General features: G+C 58.1%; 9 protein-coding genes. 1 reads left to right on the top strand and 8 read right to left on the bottom strand.

The window, feature by feature from the left end:
- Positions 1-127: 127 nt before the first annotated feature.
- The 3 genes from X739_RS139270 to X739_RS139280 all read right to left on the bottom strand — a co-directional run bounded on the left by X739_RS139270 (position 128) and on the right by X739_RS139280 (position 7,059).
- The gene (locus tag X739_RS139270; RefSeq protein ID WP_023796091.1) at positions 128-1,657 is read right to left on the bottom strand and encodes an HlyD family type I secretion periplasmic adaptor subunit; all 1,530 of its coding nucleotides are present in this window, start codon (positions 1,655-1,657) and stop codon (positions 128-130) included.
- Positions 1,654-3,813 carry a type I secretion system permease/ATPase gene (locus X739_RS139275; protein WP_023796090.1) on the bottom strand — a complete coding sequence of 720 codons (2,160 nt, stop codon included), beginning with the start codon at positions 3,811-3,813 and terminating at the stop codon, positions 1,654-1,656. The genes X739_RS139270 and X739_RS139275 overlap by 4 nt, the downstream gene beginning before the upstream one ends.
- A gap of 153 nt (positions 3,814-3,966) precedes the next feature.
- Complete coding sequence (locus X739_RS139280; protein ID WP_023796089.1) at positions 3,967-7,059, bottom strand: hypothetical protein; 3,093 nt, start codon at positions 7,057-7,059, stop codon at positions 3,967-3,969.
- A 150-nt stretch (positions 7,060-7,209) separates the two neighbouring features.
- Here X739_RS139280 and X739_RS139285 point away from each other — a divergent pair, with 150 nt between their 5' ends.
- A complete protein-coding gene (locus X739_RS139285; protein ID WP_031252485.1) occupies positions 7,210-7,467 on the top strand; it encodes a hypothetical protein in 258 nt (85 codons plus the stop codon).
- A gap of 4,399 nt (positions 7,468-11,866) precedes the next feature.
- Here the strand turns inward: X739_RS139285 and X739_RS139300 are convergent.
- The 5 genes from X739_RS139300 to repC all read right to left on the bottom strand — a co-directional run.
- Positions 11,867-13,165, bottom strand: coding sequence for an SEL1-like repeat protein (locus X739_RS139300; RefSeq protein WP_198026176.1), 1,299 nt, complete (start codon positions 13,163-13,165; stop codon positions 11,867-11,869).
- 269 nt (positions 13,166-13,434) lie between these two features.
- Positions 13,435-14,808: an ATP-binding protein gene (locus X739_RS139305; protein ID WP_156939997.1), complete on the bottom strand. Its 1,374-nt coding sequence runs from the start codon at positions 14,806-14,808 to the stop codon at positions 13,435-13,437.
- Positions 14,798-15,457: a response regulator transcription factor gene (locus X739_RS139310; protein WP_156939995.1), complete on the bottom strand. Its 660-nt coding sequence runs from the start codon at positions 15,455-15,457 to the stop codon at positions 14,798-14,800. The genes X739_RS139305 and X739_RS139310 overlap by 11 nt, the downstream gene beginning before the upstream one ends.
- Positions 15,454-15,750 carry a hypothetical protein gene (locus X739_RS139315; RefSeq protein ID WP_023796082.1) on the bottom strand — a complete coding sequence of 99 codons (297 nt, stop codon included), beginning with the start codon at positions 15,748-15,750 and terminating at the stop codon, positions 15,454-15,456. Before X739_RS139315 ends, X739_RS139310 begins: the two co-directional genes overlap by 4 nt.
- A gap of 417 nt (positions 15,751-16,167) precedes the next feature.
- Positions 16,168-16,649, bottom strand: a 482-nt coding sequence (gene repC, locus X739_RS0135720; RefSeq protein WP_031252481.1) for a plasmid replication protein RepC, incomplete at its 5' end; no start/stop codon positions are given.

Raw genomic sequence — 16,649 nt, 5'->3', positions numbered from 1 at the left:
GAATAGATGCTTTCTGGCTGGTGTTGGAGGACATGCTCAGGATTTCGCGGGCTCGCCCTTGTGGGTAACTGGACCTCGCGCTTGGCATTTTCGAATGTTGGGGACGCGTGCTGCCGCTGCTGCCACATCATCTCTCCTTGAACGCCTCGCTGGAAATTTTAGCCAAAGGCGAAACCAGGTAGTCGATGATACGGCGATCGCCGGTGCGAATTTCGGCAACCACGCTCATGCCGGAAGCGAGCGGGATGTCGGCGCCATCGACGGGGATGCTGTTCTGATCCAGTGCAATGGTGATCGGAAACACAAAGTTTGGGGCCGCTCCCGGCGACGCGCCGGCGGAGGCGGTAGCCTCGTTGGCGGCTGCGACCGCATCCGCCAACTGCCGCTTAGCCTCCTGTTCTTCAATGGCCCCCGCCGCGATCCGGACGATATGGCCGCGCACGGTGCCGAAGCGGGTGAAGGGGAAGGCATCCACCTTGATGACAGCGGATTGGCCAAGTTTTAGAAATCCGATGTCGGTGTTGGGAACCAAGGCCTCCACCTGAAGGCTTGGTTTCGCGGGGGCTATGGTCATGATCTGCTGGCCGGTGGTGAAGACTTGGCCGAGCGTGGTGGCAGCGAGATCTTGAACGATCCCGTCAACCGGCGCACTAAGCTTTGTGTGCGCCAATTGCGCTTTGGCCTTGTTGACCACTTGGGCTTCGTCATCGCCGTGCTTCTCAGCGTCAGCCAGCTTGCCAGCATAGTCGGCTAGGAATTGTTCCACCGCCTTGCGCTTGTCGCTGAAAGTCTCGTCAAGCGTCGCCTGTGCCTCGGCTAGCTGTCCTGTGTCAGAAGCGAGTTGTGATTGAGATTTCTCCAGCTCAGCTTGGGCATCGTAAAGGTTGATCTTGCTATCAAGCTCCCTAACCACGGATTCTTGGCGCATTGCAGCGGCCTGGGAAAGGGTTTCAATCAGATCATTCTCATGGGCGATGCTCATATGCAGGCGCGCCAGGTTGGCTTGTCCGCCCATTGACTGCTTGTCGAGACTCTCCAATGTCGAGGCCAAAACCGCAAAATCGGCTTGAAGTACCGCCTGCTCACGTTGACGGGTCTCCGATGGAATAGAGGCCGTCCATCCCACATCTGCCGAAGTATGAATGATTGGAACCAAAGGCGCGGCGGGCGCCGTTTGGCCCGGATCATCCTGCAACTTCACCGCCAATCCCTGAATTTGTTCGATGGCGAAGTGCCTCCGGGCTATCTCAGCTTGGGCTGCAGAGAGTTCGCTTTGGGCCGCGTCGACCTCGGCCCGGCTCTCGGCGGAGTCGAATTCGACGAGAAGATCGCCGGCATGAACATTCAATCCAGGTTCCACATGGATGGAAGCTAGCTTGCCCGGATCGATGGCTTCAATGACCTTGGCATGTCCCAAAGCTTCAATCTTGCCCGGGGCCACGGCATCAACATCGAGATGGCCGATGAAAGACCAGAGAATGGCTGCTGCGGCAAAGGCGCAAATGGTCATCATGAAGACGGTTGCCACTGGAGGCGTCGGTGTCTCCAGAATTTCCAAAGCGGCCGGCAGGAACTGCAGGTCACGGCCCCTGATCTGGCCTGATTGATGTGCTTGACCGGTGCTTCCCTTGCCCAAAGATCCCGGAGGCTGCTTCATGCTGGTCTTGCCTGCTCCATTTGCAGCGCCCAGAGCCCCGCATAAAGCCCGTTCGGATTGTTCAAGAGTTGGCTATGCGTGCCGCTCTCTGTGATCTCGCCCTTGGCCATGCCGACAATCCGGTTGCAGGGGCGCAAGGCCGCCAGGCGATGGGCGATGATGAGCACCGTCCTCCCTTGCGCGATCGCCTGCATATTATCCTGGATGATGCGCTCGCTTTCGTAATCGAGAGCCGACGTGGCCTCATCCAAGATCAGGATCCTGGGATTGGTTGAAAGGGCCCGAGCGATGGCAATGCGTTGCCTCTGCCCTCCGGAGAGATTGGCGCCTCTCTCCTCGATCATTGTGTCATAGCCCTGCGGCAGTTCGGCGATGAACTCGTCCGAGCCCGCAAGACGCGCCGCCTGCATCACCTGAGCCCGTGGCATCGCGGGATCGCTGAGCGCAATGTTCTCGTGGATGGTGCGATTGAAGAGGATATTCTCTTGCAATACCACGCCGATCTGCCGACGCAGCCAGCCTGGATCGAGCTGAGCGATATCCACACCGTCAAGCAGGATCTGTCCACCAACCGGGCTATAGAGCCGCTGGACCATCTTGGACAGTGTCGATTTGCCGGAGCCCGAAAGCCCGACAACGCCGATGACTTCGCCGGCTGCAATGCCAAGTGTGATACTACGCAGAACGTCCGGCGCATCGGGACGGTAGCGCATGGTGACATTGCGGAACTCGATGTGGCCGCGAATAGGCGGGAGCGTCAGCACGCTCTGCGGGCTGGGCTCGGGTGGAGCATTGAGAATGTCTCCCAATCTTGCCACCGAGACCTGGACCTGTTGAAAGTCCTGCCACAATTGCGAAAGCCGCAGCACGGGTTGAACCACCTGACCGGCGATCATGTTGAAGGCAATGAGCTCGCCCACCGACATGTTGCCGGACATTACTTCGCTTGCGCCAAGGAACAGGATCAGCGCATTAACCGCCTTGCTCACATATTGGATAAGCCCCTGGCCGAGAGAGCCCGTCACCGTCGCGTCAAACGACGTGCTGACATAAGAGGCAAGGCGCTCCTCCCATTGCGCCTGCATCATCGGTTCCACGCTGGCCGATTTCAGCGTTTGTGCTCCAACGATCGATTCGACCAGGAACTGCTGGGATCTTGCCCCCTTATTGAACTTCTCGTCGATCTGACGCCGCAGAATCGGTCGCAGCAGCAGGGCAATGAGCAGGTAGACCGGGACAGAAGTGAGAATGACGAAGGTCAAAGTGCTGGAATAGATAAAGAGCACGGCGATGAAGACGAGGGTGAACAAAAAATCCAGTACCGCCGTCAGCCCCTGTCCGGTCAGAAAGCTGCGGATGGTCTCCAGTTCACGCATGCGCGCCACCGTTTGACCGGTTGGTCTTGTTTCGAAATAGCCGACCGGCAGGCGGAATAGATGGTGAAAGAGCCGTCGCCCCAGCTCGACGTCGATGCGGTTGGTCGTATGGTTGAGTGTATAGCTTCGAAGGAATTGCAGGATCGATTCAAATAAGCCCAAAGTGAGCAGGCCCACCACCAGCATCGTCAAGGTGGAGACGCCCTTGTGGACCAGCACCTTGTCCACAACGAGTTGGAAGAATAGCGGCGTGATCAGCGCGAAGATCTGGATGAAGAGCGAGGCGGTGAAGACCTGCGCCAGAGCTTTGCGGTAGCGCCACAGCGAAGGCAAAAACCAGAAGAAGCCGAAACGGTCCGGATCAGTGCCAGCACCTCCCAGTCTGCGTGTGACTAGAAGCGCTTCACCTGAGCAAAGCTCAAATGCCTCTTCGAGCTCCGCCTCATGGGCCGAACGGAGCAAGGGATCGACCAGCCGCACTTTTCCTTTTTCCGAAGCAGCCGCCAATATCGCGCTGCCTCCGTCCCTGAGGAACAGCACGGCGGGCAACGGAATGGCTCCGAGGCGCTCGGGCTTGGGCAGTTTCACAATACGGGCTTTCAAGCCCAGCAGCTTGGCGCCGCGGATCAGATCCTCGGGTTCCGAGGGAATCGATAGCGCCAATTGGTGGCGAAGCTGGGCCTGATCGGCAGGAACGCGATAATAGCCTGCGATCAGGCACAGATTGGCCAGGCCGACATCGAAAGCCGAACCAGGTTCCGGCGCTTCAGCATGCTTCATAGAATCAAACTCGCCTGAGCAGATCAAACTGAAATGAGGAACGGCCCGCGCCGGGTGTGTCTTCCCATGCGCGATATTCTGCAGGGGCAGAACGGTTCTGTTCCCTCACCAAACCAACTCTCATGGACGCCCCAAACCGCATCCGTCCGCGATCTATGCGAAACGGAACTCGCCCGATGTCAGGTTTGTCTTGGTGACGCCTGTCAAAGTGATTTTGTCACTGGCATCCAGCGTGATCACCGTGTTGGAACCCGATTGGGTCATGGCAGCCTGCAATGCGGTCCAGTTGGCAAAGTTGAGATGAGAGAGCTGGATGATGTCACTGGAGGCAAAACCGCTCAGCGCATCCGCGCCTGTCACGGTGCCATATTGAACAGTTTCGGATGTGCCGGACAGCGTGAGCGTGTCACCCGAGCCCACATTGAACACGTTCGAGTTGCCGGTGACTTTGTCGGTCGAACTGTTCGCCATGCCCACGGTTTCGGAACTCGCGGTAACCGTATCGCTGTTGGTGAGATTGAGGGCGAGCCCTGTCGTCGAGACGGTGTCGGTCGAACTGGCTCCGAAATTGATGATTGAACCGGCGCCGCCAGTGATGGTGTCGCTGTTGCCGGTAATCGTCGCGGATGCGCCGGCGGCGACACTGACGGTGTCGGACGACGCTGTCAGGCTGTCACCACTCACCAGCTTCACCGTGACACCAGTAGTAGACACCGTGTCCGTCGAGTTGGCGCCGAGGTTGATCACCGTGCCGCTGCCGCCGGTGATCGTGTCGCTGTTGCCGGTAACGGTGACAGTGGCGCTTGCCGCAACGCTTACCGTGTCGCTCGACGCCGTCAGGCTATCGCCACTCACCAGCTTGACGGTCAGTCCCGCTGTCGCGACCGTGTCGGTCGAGTTGGCGCCGAGGTTGATCACCGTGCCACTGCCGCCGGTGATCGTGTCGCCATTGCCCGTCACGGTGACAGAGGCTGCGGCAGCAGCCGAAATTGCATCGTTTGAAGCCGTCAGCTTGGCGCCATTCGCAAGCGTGATTGTGTTGCCGGATCCCGTTACCGTCGCTGTGGCTGAGGCGGCGACGCCTATCGTTTCCGAACTCGCCGTGATCACATCGCCATTGGTCAAATTGAGCGTGAGGCCCGCGGTCGACAAAGTGTCGGTTGAACTGGCTCCGAAATTGATAACCGAGCCGCTGCTGACATTGATCGTGTCGCTGCTGCCGGTGAGCGTCACCGTGGCACCGGCCGCAATGGAAATCGTATTGCTCGAGGCCGTCAACGTGTCGCCATTGGCGAGAGAGATCTGGTTGCCCGAACCAGTCAGCACGTCCGCGGCGCCGGCCGCGAGCATGATGGAAGCATTCGAGGCGCTGGTGGTCGAATAAGCATCGCTGTTTGGATAGTCGCCAAAGCCCGACGGTCCAGCACCAATAGCGATGACGTCGTTCGTGGAGCCCGCATTTAGAGTCAGTTTCGAAGGCCCGGCCTGGGCGATCTGGTCATAATTGCCGGTCACCGTGGCGACGCTGTTGTAATCAAGTAGCACATCGGCATTTGAGGCCGTCACTGTTACCGTGTACCCCATCACTTCAACCGAATCGTTGAAGCCGTTCATGGTGACGCTGCCGCCCTCTCCCTGGATCTGGACGAGATCGTCGCTGCCATTGATCGTCATCGCCACTGCGTTACCAGACGTCGCGTTCATGTCGACGATGAAGTCATGCGAATAGGAATAAGTGCCGGCGGTTCCGACCTGGATCGAGCTTGAACCGGGACTGATCCAGTTTGGTGAGGTCGCACTGGTACCCGCACCGGCAAAGAGCAGGCTGACATTGGGATCCGTGGCGGTGCGACTGGTGTTGAAATCATACTCCGCCGCATATTGGGCCACCTGCACGGCTGCTTGTGCCCAATCATCAGAAATACCTTGCACGCCTTGAGAGTTTTCTTGCGCGATATAATACCCCGTATTGGTCATCTCTTCTGCCGTTGGCAATCGCCCGAAAGCATTCTCATAGAATGGAATCGGACTGTTCATATATCCGGCTATGCCTTGATAAGTTTGCCATAAAGCGTAGTTCGCATGATATTCTGGCGAGTCGAGGTAGATTTTATAGGCCAGTTGCTCCTCGTTGAAGACGCCGTTAGTGATGTATTCCGACAGGTATTGGGTTTCGGAATCGTCCATCGCGTGACCCATCATCACGCGGTACAATTCGTTCGCCTGGGTGATATATTGATTTTCAAGTCCTACCGAGATGGTGATGGTTTTCTGAGCATCGCCCAAGCCATCATTGATCGTCCAGGTGTCCATGCCGCTGGCGTCAATGCTATGGGTTGACCAACCGGAGGCCGAACCATTGCTGGCGGCCACACTGCCCGCCGTCACACTGCGCGACCATTGATAGCTGCCATAGGCATCGGCAAAGTCCACCGTTGTATCGGTAATGCCGGTCGAGGCGACCAGGGTCGTGATCAGGCCATTGGCGCTGCGGGTATATGTATTGCTGCCGGTGACGGCCCCGCTCGGCCCCGTCGTATTGCTGTAGTAGTTGTCAACTGTGGTGGAGGAGCGATCCGGATTGACGGTTGTGGTGTCAACCTGTTCGACGACGCCGTTTCCATCATTATCGACCTGCTTGACCGTGACCAGCCCGTTGGCGCTGACCGTCGTGACGATCTTCTGGCGCAGATTGCTGAAGCTGCTTCCGAACGCGCTTTCTGTCGTCGTGGTCTGGCTGCCATCGGCATTGAGCACGGTGGCGACCGACCCGACAATGTCGGTGGCCAGCATGGAGCCCGGCAGGCTGGACCCGGATTTGATATCCGAGGCTGCCGAAGTCAGTGTCGATTTGGATTCAAGCCCGGTCGTGTCGAAGGCAAAGCCTGTGGTCAGGCCCGCGGCCGAGACCTCCTGCGCATTCTGGCTGACCGTGACGCCGCGCGCATCCTGGTTGGTGATTGCGAGCAGCTGTCCGCCATCGGCCGTTGTCGACCAGTTGAAGGTCTGTTCGTAAGCAGGAGCGCCGAACGCACCAGTACCGCTCCTGGTCTCGGTCGTCGTGCTATCGGCATTGCGAACATAGACATCCGTTGTGAGATCGTAGGGTGTGGCAAAGCTGGGCGTATAGGTGGCCGGAGGAGAATCCCCTCCCCCCTGATCGGCAGCATCGGCGGTGATGGTCTGTCCGGACGCGTCATAGGCGTTTTTGGTCGTCGTCGTGGTGGTGCGCCCGTCCCAGCTCACATTGGTTATAGTCTGCGCCAGGATGGTGCTCAGCGCGCTCTGGTCGTAGTAGGTCTCGGTCTCGGTGGAAGAGCCGNGGAGACCGTGATGGTCTCGGTGTCGGCAGCCGTGCCACCTACCGTATCCGCATTGGTCGTGGTTTCAATACCGGTGGCCGCAATCACCGTGCTGCTGGTCTCCGAGGCGGTGGTGCTTGCCGCCATGGCCGAGTTCAAGCGGCCGCTGAGCGTCAGGGACGTGGTTGTCGTGAGGCCGTTGCCGCTCACATTCGTGGTGCGGGATGTGGCAAGGGTCGTGCCCGAAACCACCACATCACTGTCGCTGAAGACTGTAGTGGCGCTGCCATCCGTGTTGAGTGTCTTGGTGGAGCTTTGCGTATCGGTGACCACACCGGACCCATTCTTGTAGGTCCTGGTGCTGGCGAGGCCATTGGCGCTGGTCGCCGTCACGATCGTGCTGAGAAGCACGGCANAAGCACGGCAGTGGTCCCCCAGCTGGTCAAGATCTCGGTGAGTGAGCCATCGGCATTGGTCTGGTCGACATCGGACTGGTCCAGATGGGTGATCGTTCCCGTCTCATTGAGATAGCGGTTGGTCGTCACCGTCAGCCGGTCGGTGCTGGTGGTGGTAACAGACTGAGCCTCGGTCGATCCGTTCTGGGCCTTGGCGGTAACGGTTTCAGTCTCGCTGCCATCGGCATTGATGGCTGTCACATCCGTGACGACCTTGTTGAATACCGCGGCACCGCCGCTCACCGCCCCATTCTGGTCGTAGGACGTCGTGGTTGAGAGGCCATTGCCGGAGACGGTCGTGACTTTCTCCGAGACCAGGCCACTGGCGTTGCTCAGTGAAGCCGTATCCGTGCCGCTGCCATCGGCATTGATGGTCCTGGCGTCGGTATTCCAGAAGTCCCAGGTGCCATCCCCGTTCACGTCGGTATAGAGCGTGGTGGTCAGATCGTTGCCGCTTACCGCTTGCTTGGTCTGCCGCAGCAGGGCGCCACCCTGCGAGGCATAAATCTGCACGGTCTCGTCCACCTCGCCAGTGGCCAAAGGGGTCACCGTGTCGGTGGAATAGAACGGCACCGAGCCGTTGGACTGCAAGGTCGTCGTGGTTTGCCGGCCGATGCCGGACACCAGGACATTGGCCGTGGTGGTGCTGACATCGCGCACCGTGCCCGAACTCGTTCCGGTGTAGTCCGTGATAGTCTCGGTGGTGCTGCCATTGGCATTGTACTGCAGAGTGTCGGTCGAGGTTTGGTCGATGGCCCCATCGCCATTGAAGTCATGGCTGACAGTTTTGCTCAGACCATTCGCGGAGACCGTGGTCTTGGTTTGGTCGAGCAGTGTCGATCCTGACCCATTGTACTTGCCGACGGTGGTGGTCAGGCTGCCATCCGTCGAATAGGTTTCTGACATCTTGGCATCGAGATCGTTGATGCCATCGCCATTGACATCCTGGGTGGCGTTGTTCGACGTTCCAGTACCATTCACAGATGTATCAGCTCGATCGAGCAGCGTGGCATTGGGCGCCGAAGCCATTTGATCGGTCAGGGTCGAACCGTCGATGTTGTAGGTCGTGGTCGCAGTTGTCGTGCTGTCCCAGGCGTTGCCATGGCCGGTCGTGTCAATATTGGTGGTTGTTGTGAGTCCATTGGCGGAAGTCACGGACTCGGCCCGGTTGACCAGGCTGCCATTGATGGCAAAGCGACTGGTGAGGTCGGTCACCGGCCCGCTGGAAGCCGTGGTGATGGACTCGGTCTTATCGACATAGGCCGTATTGGTTCCGTTCACCGTGTGCACGCCATAGTCGGTGATTGTTTGCGTGCGCCGGTCGGCCGAGGTCATCGCCACCGTCTGGTGCAGCAGGCTGCCATTGGCGCTGGTCGTGGTCACCGTCTCGGTGACCGAGCCATCGGCATTGTTGACCTTCTGGTCCTTGAGCGTGGTATCGACCACCGCATCACCATTGACATCGGTGGCCGTGGTCACTGTCAGGCCATCGGCGCTGCAGGTGATGATGGCCTGATCCAGCAGCGCGCCGTTGCTGGCGTAGTTTCCAATGGTTTCCGTGGCGCTTCCATCGGCATTCTTGACGGTGACGTCGGTTACCTTGGTATCGATGACGCCATCGCCATTCACATCCGTCGTCGTAGTCCTGGACAAGCCGTCCGCCGAGGTGGTGACCACGCCTTGGTTGAGCAGGGAGCCATTGGCGGCCAGATTGGAGGTCGTTTCGGTCTTGGCTCCGGTCGTGCCGTTGATGCTCACCGTCTCGGTGCTCGTGGCGTGACCAATTCCCATGCTATCGACGGAGACCGTCTTGCTGATCTGGTCGGCGCCCAGGTGGGTGGTGATCTGGCTGATCAGGCTGCCATTGAGCGAAGTGATAGCCACCACTTCGTCGCGGCTGCCATCAGCATTGAGCGTCATGGTGTCGGTGGTGGTACGGTCCGCGCCATGCGTGCCGTTGAGGTCTTGCACTGTGGTGGTGGACAGGCCATCGGCGCTCTTGGTGACAGTCTGGCCATCGATGTAGCTGCCGTTGCCACCATAGTTCTGAAGGGTGGACGTCGAGGTGCCATCGGCATTGGTTGTGATCACGGTCTTGACCAGGCGGTCCACCGTGCCGCTTCCCATATGGTCGGTCGAGACCGTCTGGGTCTTGCCGTCGGCACTTAAGGCCGTCCATACTGTGCCGAGGTCCGATCCATTGTTGGAAGTGGTGGCCACGGTCTCGTTACGCGAGGCATCGCCGTTGACCACAAGGCTATGGGTAACAGTCCGGTCGGTGGTGCCATTGCCGTCGATGTCGGTAGCCACAGCCTTGGTCAGGCCATTGACCGAATAGGTGCTCGTGCTCTTGTTGACCTCGCTGCCATCGGCACTCAGATTGGTGATCGTGTCGGTGCGCGAGCCGTCCGCAGCAGTGGCCTGCACTTCCACCTGGCTGAACCAGCCGCCACCTGTTGCATCCCTTGAGATGGTGATGGTCTTGCCATCGGCCGAGGTCACCGTCTGCACCGCCGAGAGCCTGGTGCCACCGCTATTGTAATTGGTCCACAGTTCCGTAGTGTTGCCCGAACCATCAACCGTCGTGGCGATCACCTGCTTGCGGTCGATGACCCCATCGCCATTGTCGTCATAGGTTGTGGTTCTGGTCACGCTGCTGCCATTTACCACCGTCGTCTGCACGTTCACGAAGCCGACAGAGCCATCGGCATTGATGCCGGTATTGGTGATCACCGTGGTGGTGACGCCACCCACCGTGGATGTATTGGTGGCGGTGCTGACCGCATGGCCACTTGCATCATAGGCGAGACTGGTTGCGGCCACCGTGCCCGTCGTGCCGTCGCTCTTCGTAAACGTCGTCTCGCCCGTGATGGCCGAGCCGTCCGCATATTGGATATTGGTCGCATCACCGGTCAGGTTGATCGACGTGATCCCGGCTTGCGCCAGCGTCTCCACCGTCGTGGTTCCGTCGGCATTCGTGACCATCACCTTGAACTGCGACCACTTGGCATCCAAAGCATTGAACACCCCGTCGCCATTGCTATCGAAAACATCCCGCAGCGCCTGCATATCGTCCTTGGCAGTCGGGTCCCACTGCGTGAAGATATACTGGTTCCGGTCGACGATCTTGCTTAGGTTATTCGGATCGAAGAAAAGCACCGCCGTCCCCGCCCCAGCCCAGGCGGTTCTATACGACAGGCCGGAGCCTGTCGTATCCATGAATGTATTCGAGCGGTTCAGCTCCGTGACCTTGATCCCCTTGCCGGAGAGATCGAGCAAGACGGGTGCGACCCCCTCACCATCGTCACTGCCTGGCCCGTCGTTCGCGTCCCCGGTGTCGTTGCCAGTGGTACTGTCTGTGCCGTCATCGCTTTGTGTTGCGTCGGGACCGCCAGTCATACCATCGTCAGGGCCGACGGCATTATCGGGGGAGTAATTGGACCACCCAAACCCGTGATCCTGCGCATTGTCAGGGCCATCGGCCGCATTGTTATCAGAGCCAACGGTATTATCGGGGGAGTAACTTGACCATCCAAACCCGTGATCTTGCGCATTGTCAGGGCCGGCTGCCGCATTGTTATCAGGGCTGCCGGTGCTGCCAGGTGAATAACTTTGCCAACCAGGCCCATGATCTTCACCGTTGTCAGGACCAGTTGGCGTATTTGCATCGCCAGCTGTGTTCCTGTCGTCGAACGGGTCAGGATGTTCTGGAGCATAGTTGTTCGACCACGGGCTTTGGGAAGTTGGCGGGTTCGTACTCTCCCACGGATCAGGGTTGATCGGAACGTCATCAGGTATAAAAACGTCTAGCTTATTGGCATTTATGGGCACACCGAACGTCGGGTCTTCCGGCCCGGTGATGTCCGGCGCCACATATGTATGGGAAGTTTCGTAATTAGGATCGACAGCTGGATCTGGAGTATATTCGATAACTTCGAATGTTTTACGCGTAACCGCGACTGTCCCAACCTCATTTTCTACTTTAGTTCCAAAATTGACCGTTGCGTTATCTGGGTAAACATCTACATCAACTCCCGCGTCATCCAACGTTTTGACTTGTGGGCTTATACCTATAGAAAACGCCCTCCCCGGCACACCGGACACACTTATTCCATGGCCATTTACCCCGATGCTACCCTCTACCGTACCATCTTGAAAAGAATCCTCTTCTGCAGTAACCGTGAGGCCGCCTGCGGAAATACTCACTGACGTTCCAACGCCACTTTTGTAACCCATAGCTTCCTCCACTTTATGCAGACTCTGAGAACGAAAAGAATTTCGTCGAATAATACTTCGTCAAAAAAGGCGCTTTAGAGCCTCTTTCGCTTTCATATTGCCGGCTGCCGCAGCTTGCTTATAGTACATAACGGCAGTCAATCGATCTTTTGCTACACCAATACCAAATTCAAAGATAGAACCCAGTACGCATTGAGCGTCTGAGTCGCCGTTTTTTGCGCTTTCCTCAAACAATGCTACAGATTTTTCAATATCTTTTTCAACACCGATACCATTCATATATATAGCTGCAAGATCATATTGCGCCCTAGGATTATTTTGATCTGCTGATTGTTCAAGCCAGCGACGAGCGACAGAATAATCTTTCTCAACACCTTTCCCGGTTAAGTAGGCTGCCCCAAGATTATATTCACCTTTAGCATTGCCATGTTGAGCCGCGATCGAAAACAACTCTATAGCGCGTTGATAATCTTGCGGCACTCCTTTGCCGGCCGCATAGAGGGCGCCGAGATTGGCACTGGCCGCAGACAGTCCCTGCGCAGAGGCCTTTGCATACCAAATGGCAGCCTGTGCGGGATCGAGTGCGACGCCTCTCCCGGTGTCATAAAGTCCACCCAGATTATTTTCCCCAATAGGGCTGCCTAGCGCGGCAGCAGCCCGATACCAGCCGATGGCAGCGGTGTAGTCCTGTGGGACACCCCGGGCATACTCATACAAATAGCCAATTGCCGCCAGCGCCGTAGGATCGTTCTGGGCTGCCGCTTTCTGATACCACATCATTGCTTGCGCATAATCTCGCCCAACGCCTTCGCCGCCTTCATAGGCTGCGCCGAGCTGAAATTGGGCAGGGGCAAACCCTTGGTCCGCCGCCTGGCGGAGGAGTTCGGCGGCCCGGACTGGGTCCTTTGGTGCTCCTTGGCCGATCTGATACATTTTGGCCAGGCTCAATTCCGATTGAGCAAATCCTTTGGCCGCCGCCTTAGTATACCAGGCAAAGGCGAGAGCGCTGTTTTGAGCCACGCCGATGCCGCCCTTGTCATAGAGGTATCCCAGATTGTGCTCTGCTTGCGCGTCGCCCTTGTCGGCGGCCTGCTCAAAGTACCCCTTTGCGCGCTGAGCGTCGGGCTTCACCGCGCAACCCAACGCGTACATAAACCCGAGATTGTTTAGCGCCGCCGTCTTGCCTAGGGCAGCGTCATTTTCCCATTGCTGTCGCTCTGAGTCGCCGAGAGTTCCACATGTCAATTGTTCGGTGATAGTAAGCTCGCCTGCGAGAGCAGGTTTCGAAGCAGTGAAAACCGCTATTCCAGCGCAGACCACACTCAGAAATGATATCTTGTAATTTGTCGAATGAACCATTGTCATCATCTAAGACGCGCAGACGTTATGGGCATCTTACGCAGCCAACCTGACGACAACCTGACGAACTACCAGCCAGGGTGATTTTTTTGACATTTCAGGGACAGCGAGATTTTGAATTCTTGATGGCCCGACCGTTGCGATGGAGTTTTGCCCCGCAATTTGTATGGGGTGCTCCACCTGTTGTGATGCTGCTTCACGCAGTACGAAGAACCAGACGACAAGCGGCGCACATTCATCAACAGGCCGCCAAGCTGTGCCACTAAGTCCTATGCCGCCTTGAACTCAAGGTGGAACAATGCCCCACCTGCAGAACGATTTTCCGCCTGCACGAGCCCACCGTGCTGGCGCATGATCTCGTCGACGATGGACAGACCAAGGCCCGACCCGCCCTTGTCCGCCTGGGTGGTGAAGAATGGCTCGAGCAAACGATCGAGATGCACCGCTGCAATTCCATCCCCATGATCAGCCACGCTGATAGTTGCAGGGTAACTCACGATGATCTCTACGCAGGTTCCGCGAGCTGTGTGGCGCAGCGCGTTGCGTATCAGGTTGGCGAGTGCCTCGCCTATGACGGCGGGAGCGCCTTTCGTCATGCAGGGCTTGTCCGGTCCCTCGTAGGACAAGCTCTTACCTTCGGCGATTGCGAGCGGCGCCATGGCGGCGACAACCTCTTTCGCTGTCGTTCTAAGATCCAGCGTCTGCTGAGGCACCGGCACCGAGGCCAGGCGCGACAGCTGCAAGAGTTGCTGGATCAGGTTCTGCATGCGGCGGATATCACCATGGACAGCCGGATCCCGGTGCTGAAGCTGATTTTGCTCTATGCGCGCGGAAAGCATTGCGAGCGGCGTGAGCAGTTGATGTGCAGTGTCGGCGGTAAAGCGCCGTTGGCTTGTAATGGCCTGCTGTAGGCGACCCGCCGCGGCGTTGGCCGATTCAGCGAGGCCGCGCAATTCGACCGGCAGCTCAGTCTCGGCGAGGCGCGCCGCCGGATCGCCAAGCCCGATCCTGTCCGCCTCCTGTGATAGCCTGCGCACGGGCGCCAGGCCGAAGCGGACGATCGCAAGGCTGGCGCCGAACACGATAAGGCAGATCGGGACGGCCGCAAGTAACGTGCCCGTCAGCAGCCGCCATTCGACGTCCCGCAGCAGCGCATCGATTTGCGAAGCATGTTGGCCGACGATCAAAAGCATCGTCTTCCGGCCTGGCATATCCACAGGCTGCGCCAGGAAATAGAATGCGTCGTCGGAGCCATCCTTTGCCTCGGTGTCCGACTCGCCTGCCGTCAGGTCGCGTAGAAATTCAACACCGAACCTGTCCTGCAAGGCCTTGGATGAGGTGATCACCAAGTTACCGGTCCCGTCACGAAGCGCATAGAAGACTGCAGCTGCCTCGTCCCGATAGGGATCTATGCGGTCGGCCGGCAGTTCGACGGAGAGCCCTCCTGTGTTCGTCAGGTGCAAAGCCTGCGAAATTTCACTGGCCTGCCGCTGCAAACGCAGCGATCGGGCAGTCTCGTCGATATTGGAAAGCTGGTAGACGATCAGGGCTGCGCACGCTGCCGCAAAAAGCACGAACAGTAGAGAAAGCTGAAGACTCAACCGGATACCAAGCGAACCAAACAGACGCTCGTTAAGGCGCAAGGCAATACCCGATGCCACGGACAGTATGTATTTGCTGGTCCGCCCCTAGACTGGCGAGCGCGACACGCAGGCGGTAGACGCTGGCTTCGATGGCATTGGGCGAAATGCCGGCAGCGAAACTGAACAGCTTGGAATCCAAAGCCTCACGCGTGACGACTTGGCCTGAGCGCGAAACCAGTTGCTCCAACAGCATGGTCTCACGGCGCGCAATCGCCAATGGCATACCGGCGACCGTTGCAGCGTGTCTGGCCTTGTCGAGGATTATGTTGCCTGCCACCATCGTCGAGGGGGCCATGGTTCTTGGTCGGCGCAGGAGCACGCCAACACGCGCAACCAGTTCAGCTGCCTCGAATGGCTTACACAAATAGTCGTCAGCCCCGCGATTGAGTGCCGCTACTCGCTCGTCCAAGGCAGAGCGCGCCGTCAGGTACATCACTGGAACGGTCAATCTATTCTCGCGTAGGTGATCCAGAATTTGCACCCCATCTCCATCAGGCACTCGCCTGTCGAGGATGAGTAAGTCGTAAGCAGCTGCCTGAACTGCATCAATAGCCGCGGCAATGCTCGCAACGACGTCCACGGCATGTCCCGCGCGTTCAAGCGAGCTTTTCACATGGCGTGCCAAAACGGCCTCATCCTCGAGTATCAATAGCCGCGCCACAATTCCCGCCCCGCCTCGACTGCAGAAAACTCCTGGAAGTTATGGCAAAACTTCCGCTCGCTCGCGAAACACTCTTTTGTGCAGTCAGTCGGCTCCTCGAGGATGCCGAGGATCTCGCACCTTTTGCCGGTGCACGAACCGGTCAAGCGGATTCGTACGACAATGCAGACCCGCCTTTCCGATAAAGCAATTGAAAAACTGGTCGGCGAGACAGCGTCCAAACGTGGATCGCCCATGGAGCCCAAATGACCGGAGAGACGGAAGCCCGCGAAAAGGGCCATGTCCAAGTCTTCGCCTGCCAGGCTGGAGAAGATAGGCCGTCGGCTTGACAGCTCTGACAGTGTTCTTAGTTCGCCGGTGAAGTGACAACGCGATATTGGACGATCTTGGTAAGGGAGACGACCTACCAAGGCCGGACTTCGTCGCCGCAGTTAGCTTTTTCTCGCGCGCAAGAAAAAGGCCGGACCAAAGGCCCGGCCAGGTATGAAGGTCAAAACCTCCAGAGGGGAACGCGCCAGACGAATGGGAGGAAACATCCGACGCGATGCGCATATGGGTCAGCAAAGGTGACACTTCAACGACATGCCGTAGGCCACCAGACTTGCTCTTTTGGTGCACTGAACCTTGCGTGCCTGATGGGATTGTTGAAACGCTTTGAGCTTTATGCGCAAAGGGACAAGCTGCGCTCAAGGCGATCGTCATCCCGTCATCCTCGGCGTGGCGCCGTTCGCCTTGAGCGCCGCCATCAGCATCGGCCCGACCGAGAACTGCCCTGCCGTTGCCTTTTCGGTCAATACCCGCAAATAGCCGCCGGCCGAGTTGATGTGCTGTGCCCTTTGCAGAATGCAGGCAANGCAGGCAATCACGATCGCCGCGATCTCCTGGCCCATCACATGGCAAGCCTCCTCATACGCTGACGGCGAAACGCCTAGATATCCCCTCACCTGGGCGGCGGTTATCATGAGATCGCGCCAATTGCCGATCCCGTCGACAGCATAATCCGCAATTTCGGGGCAAGCCTTCAGCACCATCCCCAGCGGGTATGTTTTCGGCGCCTCTGCGGTTCTCGTCCTGGGCTCGGCCGTCGCCCCGCTTTTCTCCAAAGCAGGTTCAAATTCAAAAATAGAGTCGGTATTTGAATCAGATTGCTGCCGCTCGGTTTGAGAGTCATTGCCGCTCG

It is taken from the genome of Mesorhizobium sp. LNHC209A00 (assembly GCF_000502915.1).
Taxonomy (GTDB): Bacteria; Pseudomonadota; Alphaproteobacteria; order Rhizobiales; family Rhizobiaceae; genus Mesorhizobium.
The sequence above is the reverse complement of the archived record's forward strand: the minus strand, read 5'-3'. Positions and strand labels throughout refer to the sequence as shown.

What these genes read in the sequence shown, in the direction of transcription:
- X739_RS139300 (WP_198026176.1), bottom strand. Translation starts at nt 13,165, where the DNA reads ATGGTTCATTCGACAAATTACAAGATATCATTTCTGAGTGTGGTCTGC.
- X739_RS139315 (WP_023796082.1), bottom strand. Translation starts at nt 15,750, where the DNA reads ATGGCCCTTTTCGCGGGCTTCCGTCTCTCCGGTCATTTGGGCTCCATG.
- X739_RS139270 (WP_023796091.1), bottom strand. Translation starts at nt 1,657, where the DNA reads ATGAAGCAGCCTCCGGGATCTTTGGGCAAGGGAAGCACCGGTCAAGCA.
- X739_RS139275 (WP_023796090.1), bottom strand. Translation starts at nt 3,813, where the DNA reads ATGAAGCATGCTGAAGCGCCGGAACCTGGTTCGGCTTTCGATGTCGGC.